Consider the following 21303-nt stretch of genomic DNA (forward strand, 5'->3'; position numbering starts at 1 on the left):
TGAAAGATGCTTATCCCAAAGAGGACCAAATATCGTAAGCAGCATCGTCCTGACCGTCATGGCATGTCCAAGGGCGGCAACAGCGTTTCGTTCGGCGATTTCGGCATTCAGGCGATGGCTCCGGCCTACGTCACGAACCGCCAGATCGAGGCTGCTCGTATTGCAATGACCCGTTACATCAAGCGTGGTGGCCGCGTGTGGATCACGATCTTCCCGGATCGTCCTCTCACCAAGCACCCGCTCGGTGCTCGAATGGGTTCCGGTAAGGGCGCTCCGGAATTCTGGATCGCCAACGTTCACCCCGGTCGCGTGATGTTCGAGATCGGTGGCGTTTCTGAGGACGTCGCTCGCGAGGCTCTGCGCCGCGCAATCGACAAGCTCCCGATGAAGTGCCGTGTTATTGCTCGTGAAGGCGGTGACATCTGATGGCAGTCGGCTCTGAAGAATACACGATTAAGAATCTCAACGAGAAGACCAACGCGCAGATCGAAGATTTCTTGAAGAAGTCTAAGGAAGAGCTGTTCAACTTGCGCTTCCAGCACGCGACCGGTCAGCTCGACAACACGGCTCGCCTCAAGGCCGTCAAGCGTGACATCGCCAGGATGTACACTATTCTGCGTGAACGTCAGCTGGGCATCAGCCAGGAACCCGAGGCCACCGAAACGAAAGCTGAGGAGAAGTAATGGCTGAAGAGCGTAATTCCCGTAAGGTTCGTCGCGGTTATGTCGTGTCCGACAAGATGGACAAGACCATTTCCGTCGAACTCGAACAGCGTTCTACCCACCCGCTGTACGGCAAGGTCGTGCGCACCACTCGCACGGTCAAGGCTCATGACGAAAACAACGAGGCTCACGTTGGCGACCTCGTGAGTATCATGGAGACTCGTCCACTGAGCAAGACCAAGCGTTGGCGTCTCGAGAGCATTATCGAGCGCGCTAAGTAACAAGTTCGGCAAGGCTCCGCCTGCCACCCCGCCCGCTTTTTCCGGGCGGGCGGGGTGCTTGTGGAGAACCAGCTCGGCTAAGGAGAATCAATGATTCAGCAGGAAACGCGGCTTCATGTCGCCGACAACACGGGTGCGAAGGAACTCCTCGCCATCCGAGTGCTCGGCGGATCGAAGCGACGCTATGCCGATCTGGGCGACGTCATCGTCGCCTCCGTCAAGGATGCTATTCCTGGCGGTTCGGTCAAGAAGGGCGACGTCGTCAAGGCTGTAGTCGTCCGCACCGTAAAGGAACACCGTCGCGCTGACGGTTCCTACATCAAGTTCGACGAGAACGCCGCTGTAATTCTCGGCTCCGGCCGTGAACCCAAGGGCACTCGTATCTTCGGACCAGTTGCTCGTGAACTGCGCGACAAGCGCTTCATGCGTATCGTGTCCCTCGCCCCGGAGGTGATCTGAGATGGTAGCCAAGATTAAGAGCGGCGACCAGGTTGTGGTCATCCGCGGCAAGGATCGCGGTAAGGAGGGCAAGGTCCTCCGCGTGCTCAAGGACGATCGTCTGATCGTCGAGGGCGTGCAGATGGTCAAGAAGCACGTTCGCGCCACCCAGCAGGGCCAGCAGTCTGGCATCGTCTCCGCAGAGGCTCCGATCCATCGCTCCAACGTGATGCTCATCGACCCGGAGACCAAGAAGCCGACGCGCGTTGGCGTGATCGTCAAGGAAGAAGCTCGTGACGGCAAGGTGAAGACCGTGCGCGTTCGCGTGGCTAAGAAGTCCGGAAAGGAGCTGGCATGAGCGACACTACCGTTGAAGCGCCGCAGACTCCGCGCCTGAAGGTTCAGTACAACGATGTCATCGTTCCGGAACTGGAAAAAGAATTCAAGCATGAGAACCCGATGCAGGTTGCTCGTGTGCAGAAGGTCGTCGTCTCCATGGGCGTCGGTGCCGCTGCTCGCGACTCCAAGCTCATCGAAGGTGCTGTCAAGGATCTGACCGCTATCACGGGCCAGAAGCCGAAGATCACCAAGGCCAAGAAGTCCGTCGCACAGTTCCACCTGCGCGAAGGCCAGGCCATTGGCGCTTACGTGACGCTTCGTGGCGACCGCATGTGGGAGTTCCTCGATCGTCTTCTGACGCTGGCTCTGCCGCGTATCCGCGATTTCCGCGGTATCAACGGCCACCAGTTCGACGGTCAGGGCAACTACAACTTCGGTCTGACCGAGCAGTCCATGTTCCACGAGATCGATCCGGATTCGATCGATCACCAGCGTGGTATGGACATCACCGTAGTGACCAGCACCAAGGACGACAAGGAAGCATACGCGCTTCTCAAGCACCTCGGCTTCCCGTTCAAGGAGAACTGAAATGGCAAAAACTTGTCTTAAGGTCAAGGCAAACCGCAAGCCTAAGTTCAAGGTGCGCGCTTACACGCGTTGCCAGGTGTGCGGCCGCCCTCATTCCGTCTACCGCAAGTTCGGTCTGTGCCGTATCTGCCTGCGTAACAAGGCACATGCAGGCGAACTGCCAGGCGTTACTAAGTCCAGTTGGTAAATATCGACGCTGAAGGTCCGCTGTCAATAATGCTGTGAATACAGCAGACGGCGGAAACCACGGCGAGAAAGGGCATTAGCCCATAATGACAATGACAGATCCGATCGCAGACATGCTTACGCGTCTGCGTAACGCGAGCGCGGCAAAACACGAGACCGTGGATATGCCGTACTCCAAGTTCAAGCGAATATTGCGAGATTCTGAAGCGCGAAGGTACATTGCTGACTTCGGCGCCAAGGAAGCTAAGGTCGGCCAGACGCTTGAGATCACGCTCAAGTACGGCGACCACGGCGAGCGCGCCATTCAGGGCATCAAGCGCATTTCCAAGCCAGGCCTGCGTCGCTACGCAAAGTCTGATGCTCTGCCAATGCCGCTCGGTGGTCTTGGTATCGCAATCATCTCGACCTCTGCGGGCCTGATGACTCAGAAGGAATGCCTCGACCGAGGCATTGGTGGCGAAATCGTCGCCTTCGTGTGGTGAGAAAGGAGAGCTGAAGATGGCATCGCATATTGGTAAGCTCCCTGTCGTCATCCCGGCAGGCGTAGAAATCACCATCAACGGTCAGGAATTCACCGCCAAGGGACCGAAGGGCACTGACTCCTTCGAGATTCCTGAGGGCATCACCGCCACCGTTGAAGGCAACGAAATTGTGTTGACCCCAGTCGACGATTCCCGCCCGGTGCGCGCCAAGCATGGCCTGGCTCGCTCCATCGTGGCCTCGATCGTGAAGGGCGTCTCCGAGGGTTACGCGAAGAGCCTCGACATCGTGGGCACGGGTTACCGCGCTCAGCTCAAGGGCAAGAGCATTGAGTTCTCGCTCGGCTACTCGCACACCATCACGGTGGATCCGCCGGAGGGCATCACGTTCGAACTCCCGAACGCCAACCAGGTAATCGTCAAGGGCATCGACAAGCAGGCTGTTGGTCAGGCTGCTGCCAACATCCGTAAGCTTCGTGCTCCGGAACCGTACAAGGGCAAGGGCATCAAGTACTCGGACGAGACGATCCGCCGCAAGGCTGGAAAGGCTGGTAAGTGATATGAGCGTTAAGATTCTCGGTAAAGGCAAGAAGGTTGCGCAGCTGCGTCGCCACGCTCGTATCCGCAAGCGCATCTCCGGCACGCCGGAAATGCCGCGTCTCGTGGTGAGCCGCTCCAACCGTCACATGGTCGCTCAGATCATCGATGACACCAAGGGCGTAACGCTGGTTTCCGAATCCACTCTGATGAACGATTTCGGAAACTTCGAAGGCACCAAGACTGAAGCTGCACACAAGGTCGGCGAAATGATCGCCAAGAAGGCCCTGGATGCAGGCATCACCGCGGTCGTGTTCGATCGTGGCGGTTACAAGTACCATGGCCGCGTCGCAGCTGTTGCTGATGGCGCCCGTGAGGGAGGTCTGGCACTGTGAGCGACAACGAAAAGGAAACCCAAGTGGCTGAAGAAACTCAGAACACTCAGGCAACCGCTGAGTCCAACAACGACGAGCGCAAGTCCCGTCGTGGCCAGCGCGGCGAAGGCCGTCGTGGTGAGCGTCGCAACCGTCGCGAAGAAAATCGCGGCGACGAAATGCTCGATCGCGTCGTAACCATCAACCGTGTGTCCAAGACCCACAAGGGTGGTCGTACGTTCAGCTTCGCTGCTCTCGTAGTGGTGGGCGACGGCAACGGCACCGTTGGTGTCGGCTACGGCAAGTCTCGCGAAGTCCCGGCAGCTATTGCCAAGGGCCAGCTGGATGCCAAGAAGCACATGTTCACTATTCCGCGTATCCGCGGCACCGTGACCCACCCGGTGGTCGGCCACGATCACGCTGGTACCGTCATGCTGCGTCCGGCCGCTCCGGGTACCGGTGTAATCGCCGGTTCTGCAGTGCGCGCCGTCATGGAATGCGCTGGCATCACCGACGTTCTGACGAAGTCCATGGGCTCCACCACGGCCGTCAACGTTGTGCGCGCTACCGTAGACGCACTCAAGCAGCTGGAATCTCCGGAAGAGATCGCTTCCCGTCGTGATATGACGCTGGCTGAGGTCACCCCGGACGCTATGCTGCGCGCTCGTGCCGAAGGTATGGCCGAGGCTGCCAAGGCTCGTGAAGAAGCCGCCGCTGCCAAGGCTGCCGCTAAGGATGGTGAGTGATAGATGGCAAAGTTGAAGATTACGCTCGTTCACGGTGTTTGCGGTGCAAACCCGAAGCAGCGTGCAACCGTGCAGACGCTCGCCCTTCGCAAGATCGGCCAGAGCACGATTCTCGAAGACAACGCATCGACCCGTGGCATGATTAACGTCGTGCGTCACCTGGTCACCGTTGAGGAGGCAGACTGATTATGGCTAACGAAGAAACCATCCTGCAGATGCACGACCTCAAGCCGGCTCCGGGCGAGAAGAAGGATCGCATTCGCGTAGGCCGTGGTGAAGGCTCCAAGGGTAAGACCTCGGGCCGTGGCGACAAGGGCACCAAGAAGCGCTACCAGGTTCGTCCTGGCTTCGAAGGTGGCCAGCTGCCTCTGTACATGCGCCTGCCGAAGCTCCGTGGCTTCAAGAGCCCGTTCAAGGTCACCTACCAGGTCGTCAACATTGCAACCCTCGCGGAACTCTTCCCGCAGGGTGGCGAGATCACCGTTGCCGATCTGGTCGCCAAGGGTGCCGTCCGCGCTAACCAGCCGGTCAAGGTCCTGGGCGAAGGCGAGACGACCGTGGCGTTCACGCTCAAGGGCGTGAAGGCTTCCAAGTCCGCTGTTGCTAAGATCGATGCTGCCGGTGGCTCTATTTCCGAAGACTGATTACCTACGACCCGTAAGTAATCCACGGAAATAAGGCACATCTGCCAACATGTAAGAAGGCTCCCGCACATTGCGTGCGGGGGCCTTTTTGTTATGCGTTCGTTGTGCAGTTGTCATGCACATGGTTATCCGTATCGCCATACGCATCGCCATGCATTTCCTATACGCACGGTATATATAGAGGTATAGCGCTGTATAAATGAATCGGATCTGTTCAATTTTTCGTGAAAAAAATTAGCGCAGGTCTGCAATTTTTTTATGAAGAATACGTACGCAATGTCGCGAACGTAGGGACAATGGGCTAGACTCAGCGCCTAGAGTGTGTTATCCGTGCGCATGGATGCGCCACTATGTTTTTGGAGGGAACTTAAGGTGAGGACATTAATCCAGGCCTTTCGGACCAAGGAGTTGAGAAATAAAATTCTCTTCGTCTTGGGCATGATTGTGATTTATAGAATCGGTTCGTTCATTCCGACTCCGGGCGTGGACGAAACCGTAGTTCACGACTGCGTGGCCAAAACCACCAACAACGCCGAGAACTTCATTGGCTTGGTGAATCTGTTCTCGGGCGGCGCCATGCTCCAGCTGTCGATCTTCGCACTGGGTGTGATGCCGTACATCACGGCTTCGATTGTGGTGCAGCTGCTGCGCGTGGTGATTCCTCGATTCGAGGCCCTGCACAAGGAAGGCCAGTCGGGCGAGGCGAAGCTGACGCAGTACACGCGTTACCTCACCATTGGCTTGGCGTTGCTGCAGTCCACGACCATCATCGTGACGGCGCGCTCGGGTGCGCTGTTCAACTACCAGTGCTCGCAGGTCATTCCGGACAGCTCGGTCTGGAACATGATCGTCATGGTGCTCGTCATGACGGGCGGTACTGGCCTGATCATGTGGATGGCCGAATTGATTACCGAAAAGGGCATCGGCCAGGGCATGTCCATCCTTATCTTCCTGTCCATCTGCTCGGGCTTCCTGCCGCAGCTGTGGGAAATTGGTTGGGGCACCAACGGCACCGACGGCAACTGGCTCAAGTTCGGTATTGTCACGGGCGTGCTCGTGGTCATCATGATCTTCGTGGTGTATGTGGAACTTTCCCAGCGCCGTATCCCCGTCCAGTACACGCGCCGCATGATCGGCCGCAAGATGTATGGCGGTTCCTCCACGTACCTGCCACTGAAGGTCAACATGTCGGGCGTGATCCCGCCGATCTTCGCTTCCTCGATTCTGGCCATCCCGACGCTGATCGCACAGTTCGGCAACACGGATCAGTCGTGGGTGCAGTGGATCAACGCCAACCTCGCGAACACCACCAGCGTGTGGTACATCGTGCTGTACGCGTTGATGATCGTGTTCTTCTGCTTCTTCTACACGGAGATCACGTTCAATCCGGACGAGACCGCGGACAATATGAAGCAGTATGGCGGCTTCATTCCGGGTATTCGTGCGGGCCGCTCCACGTCGCGCTACCTCAAGTACATCATCAACCGTCTCAATACGGTTGGCGCCGTGTACTTGCTGTTCGTCGCGCTGCTGCCGACCGTGCTGATCATGGCGCTTGAGCTCAACACTCAGCTTCCGTTCGGCGGTACGACGATCCTGATTATCGCGGGCGTCGGTCTCGACACCTTGCGTCAGGCGAAGGCGCAGACGGAACAGTTCCAGTACGCCGGCTTCCTGTTCGACGCGAGCCATGACAAGAAGGCTGTCGCCGCCGACTAACGGACCGTCTGATAGTCGCTGAAATCTCATAATCGTCCACTTCGGTGGGCGATTTTTTTATAGATAAAATATATGTAAATAATCAAGTAAATTAATATTTTTGTGCGGTTGTGAACGGTAAATTTCGTGTGATGAAAGTCAGATAATGGCTATTTTCCGCCAAACTTACTATATGAGACATTGATTTATTGTCTAATTATTGCGGCGTAGCATGACGTTTATAAAGTAACTGATTTGCTGCTGAGAGGGGTATCGCCGCGCCATAGGCTCAACGCTGAGACATGTGCGGAAGGCGACGTGAAGCAATGTCGAAGCATGTCAAAACATCACAATCGCATATCGTCCCTGATGGAATCAATGCGCAAGGGACTGGTTCAAGGAAAACATTTGCGTGCGTTCCAGTATGAAGGGGGAACTGGTGCACATGAATATGGATGGCCCATCATCCGCATGGAACCGGAGAACTCGACGTGTACTCCTATACGGTGAGCAATATCAAATCCGACGAACCCGAAGGAATCGTGCTTCCCTCGGCCGGCAATACGGGAATGTTCTTTACGCTGGAATTGGGCGTCCTGATCGTCGGGTTCGGATTATGGGCCGGCAAACGGGCCATAATGACGGAACGTACGGCCGTGAATCATCACGGACAGTAAACGGCTCCCGACAAATCCTGGCAGAGTGTCCGCGAATAGGTATCACAGCGTACATATTCGCGGACTTCTGTTGGTAGGTACCGATAGATTGAGTGACATAACACGCAAACGCTGGGACGAATAGTCGACAGCGATTGATTGAAGGAGCATGAATATGCGACTGCTGATTATGGGACCGCAAGGTGTAGGCAAGGGCACGCAGGCCGCTCTGCTGAGCGAGCATTACTTCATCCCGGCCATCTCCACGGGCGACATCTTCCGTTACAACATCAAGAACAAGACGGAACTTGGCCTCAAGGCGCTCTCTTACACGGACAAGGGCGAACTCGTGCCGGACGAACTGACGAACACGATCGTCAAGGACCGTCTCGCCATGGACGACACCGAAAACGGCTGGATCCTCGACGGCTACCCGCGCAACGCTTCCCAGGTTGAAGCGCTCGACGCCATGCTGGCCGATCTCGGCACTCCGCTCGACGCCGTGGTGGCGCTGGAAGCCGATCGTGACGTGCTGCTCAAGCGCATCGCCAAGCGCGCCGAAGAACAGGGCCGCTCCGACGATACTCCGGAAGCGATCGCCAAGCGTCTCGAAACGTACTATGCGGAAACCGCTCCGCTGCTCGACATCTACCGCAAGCGCGGCCTGCTCGTTACCGTCAACGGTGTTGGCGAGATCGACGAGATCCAGGGCAACATCATCGCCAAGCTCGACGCCGGCGATTTCGACGCGGCCGAGTGAGCTTGTCTCAAGTGGCGCATGAATAGGGTGGAAGTGACACGCTGAGTGACACACACCCCCGTGCGCAAACTTGACAAATTCTAAAAAGCGCGGATAATCGACACGCCAACGTGTAGATTAATCCGCGCTTCGTGTATTATTACAGGTTGGTGTGTCTTAAGGCACAACGACAGTAATCGATCAATGAAACGGATTCGAGACTATGGCAAAAGACGGCGTGATTGAAGTCGAAGGTCGGGTAGTGGAAGCACTGCCAAACGCGATGTTCCGCGTTGAACTTGAGAACAAGCATATCGTGCTCGCCACAATCTCCGGCAAGATGCGCAAGAATTACATCCGCATTCTGCCGCAGGATCGTGTGGTGCTTGAAATGAGCCCGTACGATCTGAACCGTGGTCGTATTACGTACCGTTACAAGTAAGGTACAACAGCAAAGGAAAACCATGAAGGTCAGCCCAAGTGTGAAGAGGATCTGCGAATCTTGCCGCGTGATCCGTCGTCACGGCCGCGTCATGGTGATTTGCTCCAACCCGCGTCATAAGCAGCGTCAGGGCTGAGGCAGATTAACTGCGGCATATTAAACAGGCACTAAGCCACAGTATCGCGCGTATACGCGGTGCTGAACCCCGGGAACGCAGGCCCGGGCCGGTGCAAACCGGAAGGCTCGGTGTAAGACCTGCGTAGGCATAGAAGGAAATCGCAATGGCACGTCTTGCCGGAGTCGACATCCCCAATGACAAGCGCATCGAGATCGCCCTCACCTACATTTTCGGTGTGGGACGTACTCGCGCTAAGGAAACTCTTGCCGCGACCGGTATCGATCCAGATACCCGCGTCAAGGATCTTACCGATGCACAGCTGATCACGCTGCGTGATTACCTCGAATCTAACTACAAGATCGAGGGCGATCTGCGCCGTGAAATCGACGCCGATATTCGTCGTAAGATTCAGATCAACTGCTACCAGGGCCAGCGTCACCGTAAGGGACTGCCTGTGCGTGGCCAGCGCACCAAGACCAACGCTCGTACCCGCAAGGGCCCGAAGCGCACGGTCGCAGGAAAGAAGAAGGCCACCAAGTAATCAGGTGAGCGGCCGAGGCCACGAGAGTAGACAACTCGTCGCCACGGCATAACAAACAAGTTCGTTACTAGGAAACGAGGGTCAATGGCAGCTCAGAAGCAAGCTGCGCGCAAGCCGCGTCGCCGCGACCGCAAGTCGGTCCCGGTTGGGCAGGCGCACATCAAGTCTACGTTCAACAACACCATCATCTCCATCACCGATCCGTCCGGCGCAGTTGTGTCCTGGGCGTCCGGTGGCGACGTCGGTTTCAAGGGCTCCCGCAAGTCCACGCCGTACGCTGCTGGTATGGCAGCCGAGTCCGCGGCCCGCAAGGCCATGGAACACGGCGTCAAGAAGGTTGATGTCTTTGTGAAGGGCCCGGGTTCCGGTCGTGAAACCGCTATCCGTTCCCTGCAGTCCGCCGGTCTCGAAGTCGGTTCCATCACCGACGTGACGCCGGTCGCATTCAACGGCGTTCGTCCTCCAAAGCGTCGCCGCGTCTGAGCACTACTTGAAGAAACCATCCATCCAAAGCCGCTTGCGTCCGGTGAGTGCACCACCGGACCGAAGCTGAAAGGATAACCACAGTGCTTATCGCACAGCGTCCGACACTTACCGAGGAATCTATCACTACTCAGCGCTCGCGTTTCGTCATCGAGCCCCTTGAGCCTGGCTTCGGCTACACGCTCGGCAATTCGCTCCGCCGTACGCTGCTCAGCTCCATTCCTGGAGCGGCAGTTACGTCCGTGCGTATTTCCGGCGCTCTGCACGAGTTCACGACTCTTCCGGGCGTAGAAGAAGACGTTACCGAGATTCTGCTCAACATCAAGGGAATCGTGCTCACTAGTGAATACGATGAGCCGGTTGTGATGTATCTGCGTAAGAGCGGCAAGGGCGAAGTCACCGCCGGGGACATTACTCCTCCGGCCGGCGTCACCGTTGCCAACCCGGACATGCACATTGCTACGCTCGCTGAAGACGGCGAACTCGAGATCGAGTTCACGGTTGAGCGTGGCCGTGGCTATGTTTCGGCGCAGATGAATAAGCAGGATGGTGATGAAATCGGCCGTATTCCAGTCGATTCCATTTACTCGCCAGTGCTTAAGGTGAGCTACAAGGTCGAAGCTACTCGTGTTGAGCAGCGCACCGATTTTGATCGACTCATCTTGGATGTTGAGACGAAGCCGGCTATTTCCCCGCGCGATGCTGTCGCGTCCGCAGGCTCCACGCTCGTTGAGCTGTTCGGCCTGTGCCGCGAGCTCAACACGCAGGCTGAAGGCGTCGAGGTCGGTCCGGCCCCGGTCGTCGAGGAAGCCAACCCGGAAATGGCAGTTCCGATCGAGGATCTGAACCTTACCCAGCGCAGCTACAACTGCCTGAAGCGTGAGGGCATCCACACGGTCGGTGAGCTGGTTTCTCACACCGAGCAGGATCTGCTCGACATCCGCAATTTCGGTATGAAGTCCATCGACGAGGTGAAGGAAAAGCTGCAGAACCTAGGTCTGTCGCTGAAGTCTTCTCCGCTGGGCTTCGATACCACCAATCTGGAAGGTGGCACCTTCTTCTCGCCTGAAGACGAGTGAGGACACCTAAGATCAGTTAGCTAGGCCGGCTTGTGGATGTTCGGGCGAATGCCCACCTACTCGCCGGCTTGGCACTCCCAAGGAGACATACACATGCCTACACCAAAGAAGGGCGCACGCCTGGCGTCTAGCCCTGCTCATGAGCGCCTGATGCTCGCAAACATGGCTACGAGCCTGTTCCAGAACGGCACCATCGTCACCACGCTGCCGAAGGCAAAGCGCCTTCGTCCGCTGGCTGAGCGCCTGATCACCTTCGCAAAGCGTGGCGATCTGTCCGCTCGCCGTCGCGTGATGCGCGTGATCCGCGACAAGTCCGTCGTGCACAAGCTGTTCACCGAGATCGCCGAGCAGATGAACCAGCGTGAAGGTGGCTACACCCGCATCATCAAGATCGCTCCGCGTAAGGGCGATTCCGCCGCTCAGGCCGTGATCTCGCTCGTTACCGAGCCGGTGAGCGCCAAGCAGGCCGTGGTGAAGGAAGCCGAAGCCGCAACCAAGGTTGCCGACGAAGCTCCTGCCGCTGAAGCCGCTGAAGAAGCAAAGGCTGAGTGAGTCATTCAGACAATTTAGTCTGAGTTGAACCACGTTGGGCCGGGAACCGAGAGGTTTCCGGCCTTTTTGTATTTCGGTAGGGATTTTAGGCCGCTTTAGAATTCGCGAGCCCTTACGGTAAGGTTTAGCTGTGATACGTCTACGCATTGATTTGGGATATAACGGCACCGCGTTCAAGGGATGGGCTGTCCAGCCGCGTCTGCGCACGGTACAAGGGGAGATCGAGTCGGCGCTGCGCAAACTGCTGCACTACCATCCGCGGCGCGTGACAGTGGATGACGCGGGTGATTCTGTGGACGTATTGGCCGCGTACGAACCGCGTCTTACCGTGGCGGGCCGTACGGACGCGGGCGTGCACGCTTCGCACCAAGTGTGCCATCTCGATGTGCCCGAAGCGTTGCTCGCTTCTTGCGTGGGACATATGCAGGTGGATCCCGTCAAAGCGTTGGAGCTGCGACTGGCCCGCATGATGCCCGACGACATTAGCATTTATCGCGTCAGCGTCGCTCCCGAAGGCTTCGACGCGCGATTCTCCGCGTTGGAACGCACATACGTGTACCGTGTGGCCGACCGCGCTTGTGAGCGCGATCCGCGCATTGCCGGATTCGTGTGGCATGTGGACGCCGATCTGGATATGGACGCCATGAACGAGGCCGCCGCATGCACAATCGGTTTGCATGATTTCGGCTCGTTCGCCACGCCGAATCCTGGAGGCACCACGATTCGCGAGGTCAAAACCGCGTATTGGAGCCGCGTTCCCGTCCGCCCGTTGATTGCCGAGCCGCAAGGGGAGGCGTACCGCACTCCCGCGGTGGAGTCCGGTCTGCTGTGCTTTACGATTGTGGCCGACGCATTCGCGCGCAATATGGTGCGTTCACTCGTCAACGGTTGCGTGCAGGTCGGCATGGGCAAACGTTCGGTGGACTGGTTCGCCGAGAAAATGGCCACGCCGCTTCGTGAAGGTTCCACGGGTCCGATCGCGCCCGAAGGCCTCACGCTCGAACATGTGGCCTATCCTGCCGACGAGGAGCTCGGAGCGCGTGCCGAACGCATCCGTGCCGTACGAACGTTGGATGGAGAGTAGTTTTTTTTCTTTCGCTCTCTTCTCCCTGTTTGCGCATTTCTTCTGCATTTTGAGACATGAACACCGGCGTGTCTGTCTCATTTTGCAGAAGAGGATAAGGATTTTGAGGCCCAGGTGCTCACTTTTGGCTTCTCCCTCTGCATTTTGAGACGCAAACCTCGGCGTGTCTGTCTCAAAATGCAGAAGTTAGGGGAAATATGGGGCGTTCATGCCATCCATGGAACCGCGGAAGACCAAATTAACTCGGGTCATTGCAATGCTAAGCAAACCAATATGAAAAAAGGGTTTCCGGAATTCTCCAGAAACCCTAATGGCGGATGAACAGAGATTCGAACTCTGGGAGGTAATTAGCCTCACACGATTTCGAGTCGTGCTCCTTCGACCGCTCGGACATTCATCCACAGTTGCAAAGCAACTTGATTATTATGTGTGCGCAAAATTTAGTTGTCAAGATCGGCGTGTCTCGGGTGCGTAGAGCAGCCCGTCCACATTCGGGTAGCCCAATTCGAACGCGCGGTACATATGCGTGGCAATCAACATGGAAATCTGGACCAAATTGGTCTGCACCTGCGTACTGTCCGCATGCGCCGCGGTCGGGTAAGTGTTGCTGTTCATCGCCTCAAGCTCGGCGCGCGCGGCGTTCATTTCCACCACGCTCAACGTGTTCGACTCGATTCCCGTGGCAGGATCCACAATCGTCGCGTCGTGCTGCGTCAGATCTTGCGTCGCATAGACTTTCTGACGCAGGTCTTGCGTACCGGTACCCGCGAAATACATGAGCTGGGACGCAGTCTCCTTATGGTCGTCGCTCCAATTGAGCAGCACGGCGGCATTGTCGGCCGCAAGTTCGCGTCCATACATATTCAATGATTGCGGAACGTTCGCCGCCCACCGTCCGGCCAGCACTTGCGCGGCGAATCCGGCACGGTCTTCGGCCAACGCCATCTGTGCGAGCGAGGAAGGAATGATATTGAGCGCGTCACTATGCACGGCTTCCAGACTTTGCACAGTAAGCGGCTGGTAGGCGAGGCTCAGTCGATCGGCGAGGGAGTGCGCCATAAATTGCGCCTGCGCACTACGCATGGTGCCCTCACCAAATCGGTCGGGACATTGGATCGCCACATCCAGCCATGCGTGCTGCGACTGGCGCGCCTCAATATAGCGGACAAGTGACGGATTATTGGATTGCGTATACGACGACGCGTCTTCCGCCGCGTAATACGCGCGTTCACACAGACCCGTCGCTTCTTGCTCCGCACGGCCCTCCACACGCACGGAACAGCCGCCAAGCGTGCCGACGCACAGTACCATGCAAAGGGCGACTTTCCAATGTTTTGCAATATTGTGAAGAAGTTGGGTAAGACCGGCGTGTGTCTGCATGAATTATTAGACTAATAGGCGACTGTGACCATTGGGCCAAGCGCTCGGAAAATTATAACTTCATATAGGAGGTCTGTTATGGAATTGGACCTGGCAGGAATTCATCAGCTCGCGTTAGAGCAAGGCATTGATACCGAGACGCTGGACGATGCGCTCGCCGAGGCTTTGCGCCTCGCGTATTTAAAAACTCCTCATGCTGCGAAGCACGCTCGCGTGGATCTGGATCCGCGCGCTGGAACGGTAACGATTTGGGCTCGCGACGAGATCGCACAGGAGCCGACCAAAGATAACCCATACCCCGCACCGGTACTTGGTGACGAATATGACGATACGCCGCGCGATTTCGGCCGCATGGCCGCCGCCACGGCTCGCCAGGTCATCTCGCAAATGTTCCGCAAGGCAGAAGACGACAGGATTTTTGGCGCATTCTCCGGCCAGAAGGGCAATTTGATTACCGGTATCGTGCAGCAGGACGCGAAGGATTCTTCAAATGTCCACGTCGCCGTCGGCGATGTGGAAGCGCTGTTGCCGCGCCGCGAGCAGGTGCCGGGAGAGCGCTACCACCACGGTGAGCGCATCCGCGTGTACGTGGTGAACGTCGCCCGCGGACTGAAGGGACCGGAAATCGTCGTGTCCCGTTCCCACCCGGAACTCGTGCGTCGCCTGTTTGAACGCGAAGTGCCGGAACTCGTGTCCGGCGCCGTATCGATTATGGCGATCGCCCGCGAAGCCGGTGCTCGCACGAAGATCGCCGTGCGCGCCAACACGGAAGGTGTCAACCCGAAGGGCGCCCTGATCGGACCTGGCGGTTCCCGCGTGCGCGCCGTGATGGAGAACCTCGGCAACGAGAAGATCGACATTGTGGACTGGTCCGCGGATCCGGCGGAATTCGTGGCCGCCGCGCTGTCCCCGGCCATCGCGTCCGGCGTCCAGGTCATTAGCGACAAGACGAAGACCGCGATCGCCTACATTCACGACGACCAGCTGTCTCTCGCCATCGGCAAGGAAGGTCAGAACGCTCGTCTGGCCGCCAAGCTGACGGGCTGGAAGATCGGCATCGAATCCGCGGAAGCTCACGCTCGCAAGGAAGCTGAGATGAACGCGGCACGCGAAGCCGAAGCGCTTTCGGACGCCGACAACGGCACCGAAGAAAACTGATTCGTCCGGCATTGTCGCGTCGCCTGCGCGACAGTGAGACATGCCGTATTTCGAGGCCGTGGTCAATCCACGGCCTCGAGTATGCTTGTCACGGATCTGAGTGTCTTAAAACGGCATTCAGCAACACATAGGACGAGGTATCACAATCATGGTTACACGATGAGACAGCACATGCTCGCCATGAGACAATAAGCAGCTGCGCAGTATACGCGTAGCTGAAGAATAGGAGATATTGAGTGCCGAAAGCACGCGTATATGAACTCGCCAAGGAACTTGGCGTGGACAGCAAGACTGTTCGTGAAAAACTTTCCCAGATGGGCGAATTTGTTAAGTCGTCCTCTTCTACCGTGGAAGCGCCGGTAGTGCGCCGTCTCAAGGAAGCCTTCGCTCAGGAAGGCTCTTCCGCTTCCCACACTTCTGCAAAGCCTGCGGCAAAGAAGACCGCGGCCAAGCCTACGGCAGCGAAGCCGGCCGCACCGAAGCCCGCAGCTCCCGAGCCGGCCGCTCCGGCCGAGCACAAGGCTGCGTCCAACGAGCACCACACGGCGGCCAAGCCGGGTGCCCATATTGCGGCGAAGCCGGGCATGCACATGGCCCATCGCAACACCAATGAAGATCACGCCACGCGTGGTGAACGCAACGATCGCGGTGCCCATACGGGCAACCGCGCGAACACGCCGCGTCCTCACGGCAAGGGTGGCGCCCGCGGCGCCAAGCCGGGCGCTCCGACTCCGGGACCGCGTACGCCGCGTCCCGCCAACGGTTCGCGCCAGCAGCAGGGCAAGGCCCCGCGTCCGGGCAACAACCCGTTCAGCAGCAAGCAGGGCATGCATACGCCTACGCCGAACGACATCCCGCGTCCTCACCCGATGGCTCGTCCGTCCGTGAACAACAACGAGCGTCGTGGCAATGGCCGTCCGGGCTCTCGCAACAACTTCCGTCCGCGTCCGGGCCAGAACGCCCGTCCGGGACAGTGGGGTCACAACCGTCCGGGCCAAGGCCAGGGCAACTCCGGCGCCAACCATTCCGGCGGCAACCGTTTCGGTTCCGGTTCCGGCAACAACTTCCAGCACAACAACGGCCCGAGCAACGGTCCGTCCCGTGGCGGCGGTCGCGGTCGCGGCGGCGCCGCAGGTGCATTCGGCCGTCAGGGCGGCAAGTCTTCGAAGGCCCGCAAGAACAGGCTCGCGAAGCGTCATGAGTATGAAGAGCTGAAAGCGCCAACCATTGGCGGCGTGCGCATTCCGGCTGGCCACGGCCAGACTGTGCGCCTGCGTCAGGGTGCTTCGCTCGCCGACTTGGCCGAGAAGATCAATGTGAATCCGGCCGCGCTCGTTACCGTGCTGTTCCACCTCGGTGAAATGGCCACGGCCACGCAGTCGCTGGACGAGGCCACGTTCCAGATCCTCGGCGAGGAAATCGGCTGGAACATCAAGATCGTGTCCGCTGAAGAAGAGGACAAGGAACTGCTCCAGCAGTTCGACATCGATCTGGAATCCGAAGAGCTGCAGGAAGACGAAGACTTGAAGCCGCGTCCTCCGGTCGTGACCGTGATGGGTCACGTCGACCACGGTAAGACGCGCCTGCTTGACACGATCCGCCAGACGAACGTCATCGCACGTGAGGCCGGTGGCATTACGCAGCGCATCGGCGCCTACCAGGTGACGGTGGATCTCGACGGCGAACAGCGCAAGATCACGTTCCTCGATACCCCGGGCCACGAAGCGTTCACCGCAATGCGTGCCCGTGGCGCCGAGCTCACCGACGTTGCGATCCTCGTGGTCGCCGCCGATGACGGTGTGATGCCGCAGACCGTGGAAGCCATCAACCACGCCCAGTCGGCCCACGTGCCGATCGTGGTGGCCGTGAACAAGATCGATGTGGCTGGCGCCAACCCAGACAAGGTGCGTGGCCAGCTCACCGAGTTCGGTCTGGTTCCGGAAGAGTATGGCGGCAACACCATGTTTGTGGACATCTCCGCAAAGCAGGGCACCAACGTGGACAAGCTGCTCGAAGCCGTGCTGCTGACGGCCGACGCCGAGCTTGACCTGCGCGCCAACCCGGATATGGACGCCCGTGGCGCCACCGTCGAAGCCCGTTTGGACAAGGGCCGCGGCGCTGTCGCTACCGTGCTCGTGCAGCAGGGTACGCTGCACGTGGGCGACTCGATTGTGGCCGGCACGTCCTATGGCCGTGTGCGCGCCATGCTCGACGAGAACGGCGCCAACATGAAGGCCGCGACGCCTTCCACGCCAGTGCAGGTGCTCGGTCTCACGTCCGTGCCGACCGCAGGCGACCTGTTCCTCGTGGCTCCTGACGACCGTACGGCCCGTCAGATCGCCGAGAAGCGCCAGGCCACCGAGCGCGCGGCCCAGCTGGCCAAGCGCCGCAAGGTCGTTTCGCTCGAAAGCCTCAAGGAGCAGTTCGCGAAGTCCGAAGTCGACATGCTCAACATCGTCATCAAGGGCGATTCTTCGGGTTCTGTGGAAGCTCTCGAGGATTCGCTTATGAAGATCGAGGTCTCCGACGAAGTCGGCATCCAGGTCATCCACCGCGGTGTGGGCGCCATCACGCAGAACGACGTGAACCTCGCCACCGTGGACAAGGCCGTCATCATCGGCTTCAACGTGCGTCCGAACCGCCAGGTGGCGGATCTGGCCGAACGCGAAGGCGTGGAGATCAAGTACTACTCGGTCATCTACAAGGCGATCGAGGACATCGAGGCGTCGCTCAAGGGCATGCTCAAGCCGGAATTCGAGGAGGTCACCACCTCGCACTCGGAGATCCGCGAGATCTTCCGCTCGTCCAAGTTCGGCAACATCGCAGGTGTGATGGTGCTCGACGGCGACGTGAAGCGTGGCACGAAGGCCCGCATCCTGCGCGATGGCGTGGCCACGGTCAACGACCTCGAGATTTCCTCGCTGCGCCGCTTCAAGGACGACGTGCAGTCCGTGCACGAAGGCTACGAGGCCGGCATCAACCTCGGTTCGTTCAACGACATCGAGATTGGCGACATCATCGAGACCTTCGAAATGCGCGAAGTCGAACGCAAGTAAGGTAAAGGTGCGCATCGCGCGCCGCCTTGCGTAAGAGCGCCCGCGGGGTTCTTCACCCTGTGGGCGCTTTCGCTTATACTGAGCCCATACGTATATGACGGGTAAGGAACCATTATGCAAAGGACCAATCCTCGCGCCGCGCGCATCGCGGCATTGATTCAGCGTGTTATCGCCACGAACATGGAAGCCGCGCTTCACGACAAGCGACTGGCCAACGTGACGATCACCGACGTGAAAGTGACCAACGACCTGCAGCTCGCCAAGATCTACTGGACCGTGCTGGGCCACGAAGGCCATGAAGAAGGCACGCGCGCCCGCGCCCAGCAGGCGCTCAACCAGGCCAAGGGACGCCTGCGTTCGCTCGTGGGCCGCAAAGCCGGCCTGCGCCTGACGCCGGACCTCGTGTTCGTATTCGACGAGGTTCCGGGCGAAGCCCACGAAATTGAAGACATTCTCGTCGCCGCACGCAAGCGCGACGAGGAACTCAAGAGGCTGCGCGAAACCGCGCAGTACGCGGGCGAAGCCAATCCGTACAAGGAAGACAAGCGCGCCGACGAGTCGGAAGACGACGCCGAAGACGAATCCGCAACGCCATACCTCGAATTCGAAGACGACCAGACTCCGGACCTCATGGAAAATGTCACGGCCGACCGCGACGAATACGGCGAGTATGAGGGCGACGTGGTGGAAGTCGAGGAACTCGAGGACGAAGATACGGACTGATGAGCGAATCGAGCGGCATTCTCATTGTTGACAAACCGCAAGGCGTGACGAGCCACGATGTGGTAGCCGCGGCCAGGGCCGCGCTGCACATGAAAAAAGTGGGCCATGCCGGCACGCTCGACCCCATGGCGACGGGCGTGCTCATCATTGGATTCGGCCACGCCACGCGGTTGCTCAACTATATTGTGGACCACCACAAAACCTACGAAGCGACGGTCCGCTTCGGCCAGCGCACTACCACGGACGACGCTGACGGCGAGATCCTCGCTTCCGACGGCGCGGGACACCTTCCTACGCCGGACGAGCTCAAAGAAGCCGTCGCGCAGCATTTCACGGGCACGATTCAGCAGGTGCCCAACGCATACTCGGCCATCAAAGTGCACGGCCAGCGCGCCTACGACCTCATGCGCGCGGGCAAAGACGTGCAATTGGAAGCCCGCGAAATCACCGTGGACAACTTCGAGGTTTTGGATGTGCGCAGCGCCCAGGCGCAGGACGGCACCAGTGTGGTGGACGCCGATGTGCGCGTGCAATGCTCGGCGGGCACCTATATTCGCGCATTGGGCCGCGACTTGGGTGAGCTGTTCGGTTGCGGCGCCCATCTGACGCGCTTGCGCAGGCTTGCTGTGGGCCGATTCCATGCGGATGATGCGCATGTGCTGCACGCCCATACGGAAACCAAGACGTTTACGAACCGTGAGGGCGAAACCGTCAGCCGGTTACGCGCAGTGCTTGATTGCACCCCGCAGACGCTGGCGCAGCATGAATTGAGTATGCTCGAATCAGTGGAACGCACGATGCCCGTAGTGGACGTTACGGCTCGGGAGGCGCAGGATTTGCGGTATGGGCGCTGGATTGCGCGCCGCACCGACACGATTGCCGCCGCCGTGGAACGTGAGGGCGCTGACGTGGTCGCGATTGTGGAACCGGCCGACGCACGCCATATGAAGCCCGTCACCGTATTTCCCGCCGAGCCCGGAGAAAGGAACGAAACCCATGAATCTCATTGAGATCACGCCTGACGAAAGCGGCAATATCGACTGGCCGCTGTTGAGCACCGACAAGAAGTCCGTGGTGACGGTCGGATCCTTCGACGGCATGCACCGCGGACACCGCGCGGTAGTGTCCACGGTCGCGCAGCTGGCCAAACAGCAGCACGCGTTCTCCGTGGTCATCATGTTCGACGAACGCCCCGCTTTCGTGCACCAGTACGCCGCCGAACATGGGGGAGCGCAAGTTCCCGAAGATATGGTGGACGAGGACCGTATTTCGGGCCTTAGCCAGCGTCTGCGCGTGATGAACGAGATTGGTGTGGACTATGTGCTGCTCGTGCACTACACGCTCGAGTTCGCCGACAAGTCGTTCCGTTTCTTCATTGGACAGCTTGTGGGCAAGCTGGGCATGCGTACGCTGGTGCTCGGCGCCGACGCCGCAATGGGCGCGGGCCGTGCGGGCACGGTGGAAGCCATCGACCTTCTGGCGCAAGCCACGGGCATGTTCGAACTCGTACTCGTGGACGACAAGGGCAACGGCGCCACGCGTGTGCCGCGCACGATTGAACCGCGTATGCCCAAGAACGCCGACGACGCGACCGACATGCGCCAAAGCATGAACAAGGCGGAATTCCGTTCCTGGAGCAAGAAAATCCAGTCGCGTGAAGTGCGCAACTGGAGCTCGTCCAACGTGCGATTCCTGCTCAGCCAGGCCGCCATCCGCGAAGCCAACGAAATTCTCGGCGCCGCGCACGGCGTGGAAGGCGTGGTGACGCATGGCGAAGAACGCGGCAGCACGCTGGGATTCCCCACGGCCAATGTCGACACGCCTTTCGACGGCTATCTTCCTGTGGACGGCGTCTACGCGGGATGGCTCGTCGATCTGGGACCGGCGGAATCGTATGATCCGAAAACGGGTTCCGTAATGATCACGGATGAAGAGCACGCCGCGCATACCGACGATGGTGCCCATAACGCCGCCATCTCCCAGCAGTACCACGGCGGCTCCGTGAAAAGCAGGCTCGCTCCCGAATCGCCGTTCCGCTGGAAGGCGGCCATTTCCATTGGTGCCAAGCCGACGTTCAGTGATCAGACGGGCCGCAACGACCGCACGCTCGAAGCGTACGCGCTCACGGACGACTGGATCGATCTGTACGGACACCGCGTGCGCGTGGAATTCGAGTCGTTCCTGCGTCCGCAAATCAAATTCGACTCGAAAGACGAACTCGTCGCACAACTGGAACGCGACAAGAAAACTGTCGACGAACTGCTCAAATAATTGAGATTATGGTCGGCGCGTAACGTACGCCACGGAATACGGCACCATA

Annotated in this window: 28 protein-coding genes, 1 tRNA gene and 2 pseudogenes; 29 read left to right on the forward strand and 2 right to left on the reverse strand. The window is 58.8% G+C overall.

The genetic code is table 11. The annotated features are described in order from the left end of the window. The first annotated feature begins 6 nt into the window (after window positions 1-6). The 23 genes from rplP (at window position 7) to truA (ending at window position 12666) form a co-directional block, all read left to right on the forward strand. Window positions 7-426: a 50S ribosomal protein L16 gene (rplP, locus tag BMAGN_RS05085; protein WP_022860090.1), complete on the forward strand. Its 420-nt coding sequence runs from the start codon at window positions 7-9 to the stop codon at window positions 424-426. Further along, a complete protein-coding gene (gene rpmC, locus BMAGN_RS05090) occupies window positions 426-683 on the forward strand; it encodes a 50S ribosomal protein L29 (protein WP_022860091.1) in 258 nt (85 codons plus the stop codon). Before rplP ends, rpmC begins: the two co-directional genes overlap by 1 nt. Continuing rightward, a complete protein-coding gene (gene rpsQ / locus BMAGN_RS05095; RefSeq protein ID WP_022860092.1) occupies window positions 683-943 on the forward strand; it encodes a 30S ribosomal protein S17 in 261 nt (86 codons plus the stop codon). Before rpmC ends, rpsQ begins: the two co-directional genes overlap by 1 nt. A gap of 90 nt (window positions 944-1033) precedes the next feature. Continuing rightward, a complete protein-coding gene (gene rplN / locus BMAGN_RS05100) occupies window positions 1034-1402 on the forward strand; it encodes a 50S ribosomal protein L14 (RefSeq protein WP_022860093.1) in 369 nt (122 codons plus the stop codon). Window position 1403: 1 nt separating this feature from the next. Further along, the gene (rplX, locus tag BMAGN_RS05105) at window positions 1404-1739 is read left to right on the forward strand and encodes a 50S ribosomal protein L24 (protein WP_022860094.1); all 336 of its coding nucleotides are present in this window, start codon (window positions 1404-1406) and stop codon (window positions 1737-1739) included. After that, window positions 1736-2308, forward strand: coding sequence for a 50S ribosomal protein L5 (gene rplE, locus BMAGN_RS05110; RefSeq protein ID WP_022860095.1), 573 nt, complete (start codon window positions 1736-1738; stop codon window positions 2306-2308). Before rplX ends, rplE begins: the two co-directional genes overlap by 4 nt. Window position 2309: 1 nt before the next feature. Next, window positions 2310-2495 carry a type Z 30S ribosomal protein S14 gene (locus BMAGN_RS08130; protein ID WP_081640913.1) on the forward strand — a complete coding sequence of 62 codons (186 nt, stop codon included), beginning with the start codon at window positions 2310-2312 and terminating at the stop codon, window positions 2493-2495. A gap of 85 nt (window positions 2496-2580) precedes the next feature. Next, window positions 2581-2976, forward strand: a complete 396-nt coding sequence (rpsH, locus tag BMAGN_RS05115; protein WP_034250367.1) for a 30S ribosomal protein S8 — start codon at window positions 2581-2583, stop codon at window positions 2974-2976. A gap of 16 nt (window positions 2977-2992) precedes the next feature. Then, window positions 2993-3532: a 50S ribosomal protein L6 gene (rplF, locus tag BMAGN_RS05120; protein ID WP_022860097.1), complete on the forward strand. Its 540-nt coding sequence runs from the start codon at window positions 2993-2995 to the stop codon at window positions 3530-3532. A gap of 1 nt (window position 3533) precedes the next feature. Beyond that, window positions 3534-3905 (forward strand): 50S ribosomal protein L18, encoded by a 372-nt coding sequence (gene rplR / locus BMAGN_RS05125; RefSeq protein ID WP_022860098.1) that lies wholly within the window; start codon window positions 3534-3536, stop codon window positions 3903-3905. Next, window positions 3902-4630 carry a 30S ribosomal protein S5 gene (rpsE, locus tag BMAGN_RS05130; protein ID WP_022860099.1) on the forward strand — a complete coding sequence of 243 codons (729 nt, stop codon included), beginning with the start codon at window positions 3902-3904 and terminating at the stop codon, window positions 4628-4630. The genes rplR and rpsE overlap by 4 nt, the downstream gene beginning before the upstream one ends. A 3-nt stretch (window positions 4631-4633) precedes the next feature. Beyond that, a complete protein-coding gene (gene rpmD / locus BMAGN_RS05135; RefSeq protein WP_022860100.1) occupies window positions 4634-4816 on the forward strand; it encodes a 50S ribosomal protein L30 in 183 nt (60 codons plus the stop codon). A gap of 2 nt (window positions 4817-4818) precedes the next feature. After that, a complete protein-coding gene (rplO, locus tag BMAGN_RS05140) occupies window positions 4819-5274 on the forward strand; it encodes a 50S ribosomal protein L15 (protein WP_022860101.1) in 456 nt (151 codons plus the stop codon). A 372-nt stretch (window positions 5275-5646) separates the two neighbouring features. Further along, a complete protein-coding gene (gene secY, locus BMAGN_RS05145) occupies window positions 5647-6993 on the forward strand; it encodes a preprotein translocase subunit SecY (RefSeq protein ID WP_022860102.1) in 1347 nt (448 codons plus the stop codon). A gap of 434 nt (window positions 6994-7427) precedes the next feature. Further along, window positions 7428-7649 (forward strand): hypothetical protein, encoded by a 222-nt coding sequence (locus BMAGN_RS05150; protein ID WP_022860103.1) that lies wholly within the window; start codon window positions 7428-7430, stop codon window positions 7647-7649. Window positions 7650-7803: 154 nt separating this feature from the next. Continuing rightward, a complete protein-coding gene (locus BMAGN_RS05155; RefSeq protein WP_022860104.1) occupies window positions 7804-8388 on the forward strand; it encodes an adenylate kinase in 585 nt (194 codons plus the stop codon). Window positions 8389-8590: 202 nt separating this feature from the next. Continuing rightward, a complete protein-coding gene (gene infA, locus BMAGN_RS05160; protein WP_004268611.1) occupies window positions 8591-8809 on the forward strand; it encodes a translation initiation factor IF-1 in 219 nt (72 codons plus the stop codon). Between the two features lie 22 nt (window positions 8810-8831). Continuing rightward, window positions 8832-8945 (forward strand): 50S ribosomal protein L36, encoded by a 114-nt coding sequence (gene rpmJ, locus BMAGN_RS08135; RefSeq protein ID WP_081640914.1) that lies wholly within the window; start codon window positions 8832-8834, stop codon window positions 8943-8945. A 145-nt stretch (window positions 8946-9090) separates the two neighbouring features. Continuing rightward, window positions 9091-9468, forward strand: a complete 378-nt coding sequence (rpsM, locus tag BMAGN_RS05165) for a 30S ribosomal protein S13 (protein WP_022860105.1) — start codon at window positions 9091-9093, stop codon at window positions 9466-9468. 84 nt (window positions 9469-9552) lie between these two features. Continuing rightward, the gene (gene rpsK, locus BMAGN_RS05170) at window positions 9553-9951 is read left to right on the forward strand and encodes a 30S ribosomal protein S11 (protein WP_006295251.1); all 399 of its coding nucleotides are present in this window, start codon (window positions 9553-9555) and stop codon (window positions 9949-9951) included. Between the two features lie 83 nt (window positions 9952-10034). Beyond that, window positions 10035-11030 (forward strand): DNA-directed RNA polymerase subunit alpha, encoded by a 996-nt coding sequence (locus tag BMAGN_RS05175; RefSeq protein WP_022860106.1) that lies wholly within the window; start codon window positions 10035-10037, stop codon window positions 11028-11030. 93 nt (window positions 11031-11123) lie between these two features. Beyond that, the gene (rplQ, locus tag BMAGN_RS05180; protein WP_026502081.1) at window positions 11124-11582 is read left to right on the forward strand and encodes a 50S ribosomal protein L17; all 459 of its coding nucleotides are present in this window, start codon (window positions 11124-11126) and stop codon (window positions 11580-11582) included. A 130-nt stretch (window positions 11583-11712) separates the two neighbouring features. Then, window positions 11713-12666 carry a tRNA pseudouridine(38-40) synthase TruA gene (gene truA, locus BMAGN_RS05185; RefSeq protein WP_026502082.1) on the forward strand — a complete coding sequence of 318 codons (954 nt, stop codon included), beginning with the start codon at window positions 11713-11715 and terminating at the stop codon, window positions 12664-12666. 311 nt (window positions 12667-12977) lie between these two features. On the opposite strand, the gene BMAGN_RS05190 is transcribed toward truA, so the two are convergent. Then, window positions 12978-13066 (reverse strand) — tRNA-Ser (locus BMAGN_RS05190). A gap of 47 nt (window positions 13067-13113) precedes the next feature. Continuing rightward, entirely contained in the window at window positions 13114-13977 is an 864-nt protein-coding gene (locus BMAGN_RS05195) for a hypothetical protein (protein WP_051126651.1), read from the reverse strand. Window positions 13978-14124: 147 nt separating this feature from the next. Between BMAGN_RS05195 and nusA the strand changes: the two genes are divergently transcribed. The 6 genes and pseudogenes from nusA to BMAGN_RS05220 all read left to right on the forward strand — a co-directional run bounded on the left by nusA (window position 14125) and on the right by BMAGN_RS05220 (window position 21254). Next, complete coding sequence (gene nusA / locus BMAGN_RS05200) at window positions 14125-15204, forward strand: transcription termination factor NusA (RefSeq protein ID WP_022860110.1); 1080 nt, start codon at window positions 14125-14127, stop codon at window positions 15202-15204. 278 nt (window positions 15205-15482) lie between these two features. Beyond that, window positions 15483-15533: pseudogene (locus BMAGN_RS08755) on the forward strand (hypothetical protein); the annotation flags it as partial. A gap of 456 nt (window positions 15534-15989) precedes the next feature. After that, window positions 15990-18260 (forward strand): annotated as a pseudogene (infB, locus tag BMAGN_RS05205) (translation initiation factor IF-2); the annotation flags it as partial. A 114-nt stretch (window positions 18261-18374) separates the two neighbouring features. Further along, window positions 18375-18983 carry a 30S ribosome-binding factor RbfA gene (gene rbfA / locus BMAGN_RS05210; RefSeq protein WP_022860112.1) on the forward strand — a complete coding sequence of 203 codons (609 nt, stop codon included), beginning with the start codon at window positions 18375-18377 and terminating at the stop codon, window positions 18981-18983. After that, the gene (gene truB / locus BMAGN_RS05215) at window positions 18983-19993 is read left to right on the forward strand and encodes a tRNA pseudouridine(55) synthase TruB (RefSeq protein WP_022860113.1); all 1011 of its coding nucleotides are present in this window, start codon (window positions 18983-18985) and stop codon (window positions 19991-19993) included. The genes rbfA and truB overlap by 1 nt, the downstream gene beginning before the upstream one ends. Further along, the gene (locus BMAGN_RS05220) at window positions 19980-21254 is read left to right on the forward strand and encodes a riboflavin kinase (protein WP_022860114.1); all 1275 of its coding nucleotides are present in this window, start codon (window positions 19980-19982) and stop codon (window positions 21252-21254) included. The genes truB and BMAGN_RS05220 overlap by 14 nt, the downstream gene beginning before the upstream one ends. Window positions 21255-21303 lie beyond the last annotated feature (49 nt).

The organism is Bifidobacterium magnum (assembly GCF_000741255.1).
Taxonomy (GTDB): Bacteria; Actinomycetota; Actinomycetes; order Actinomycetales; family Bifidobacteriaceae; genus Bifidobacterium; species Bifidobacterium magnum.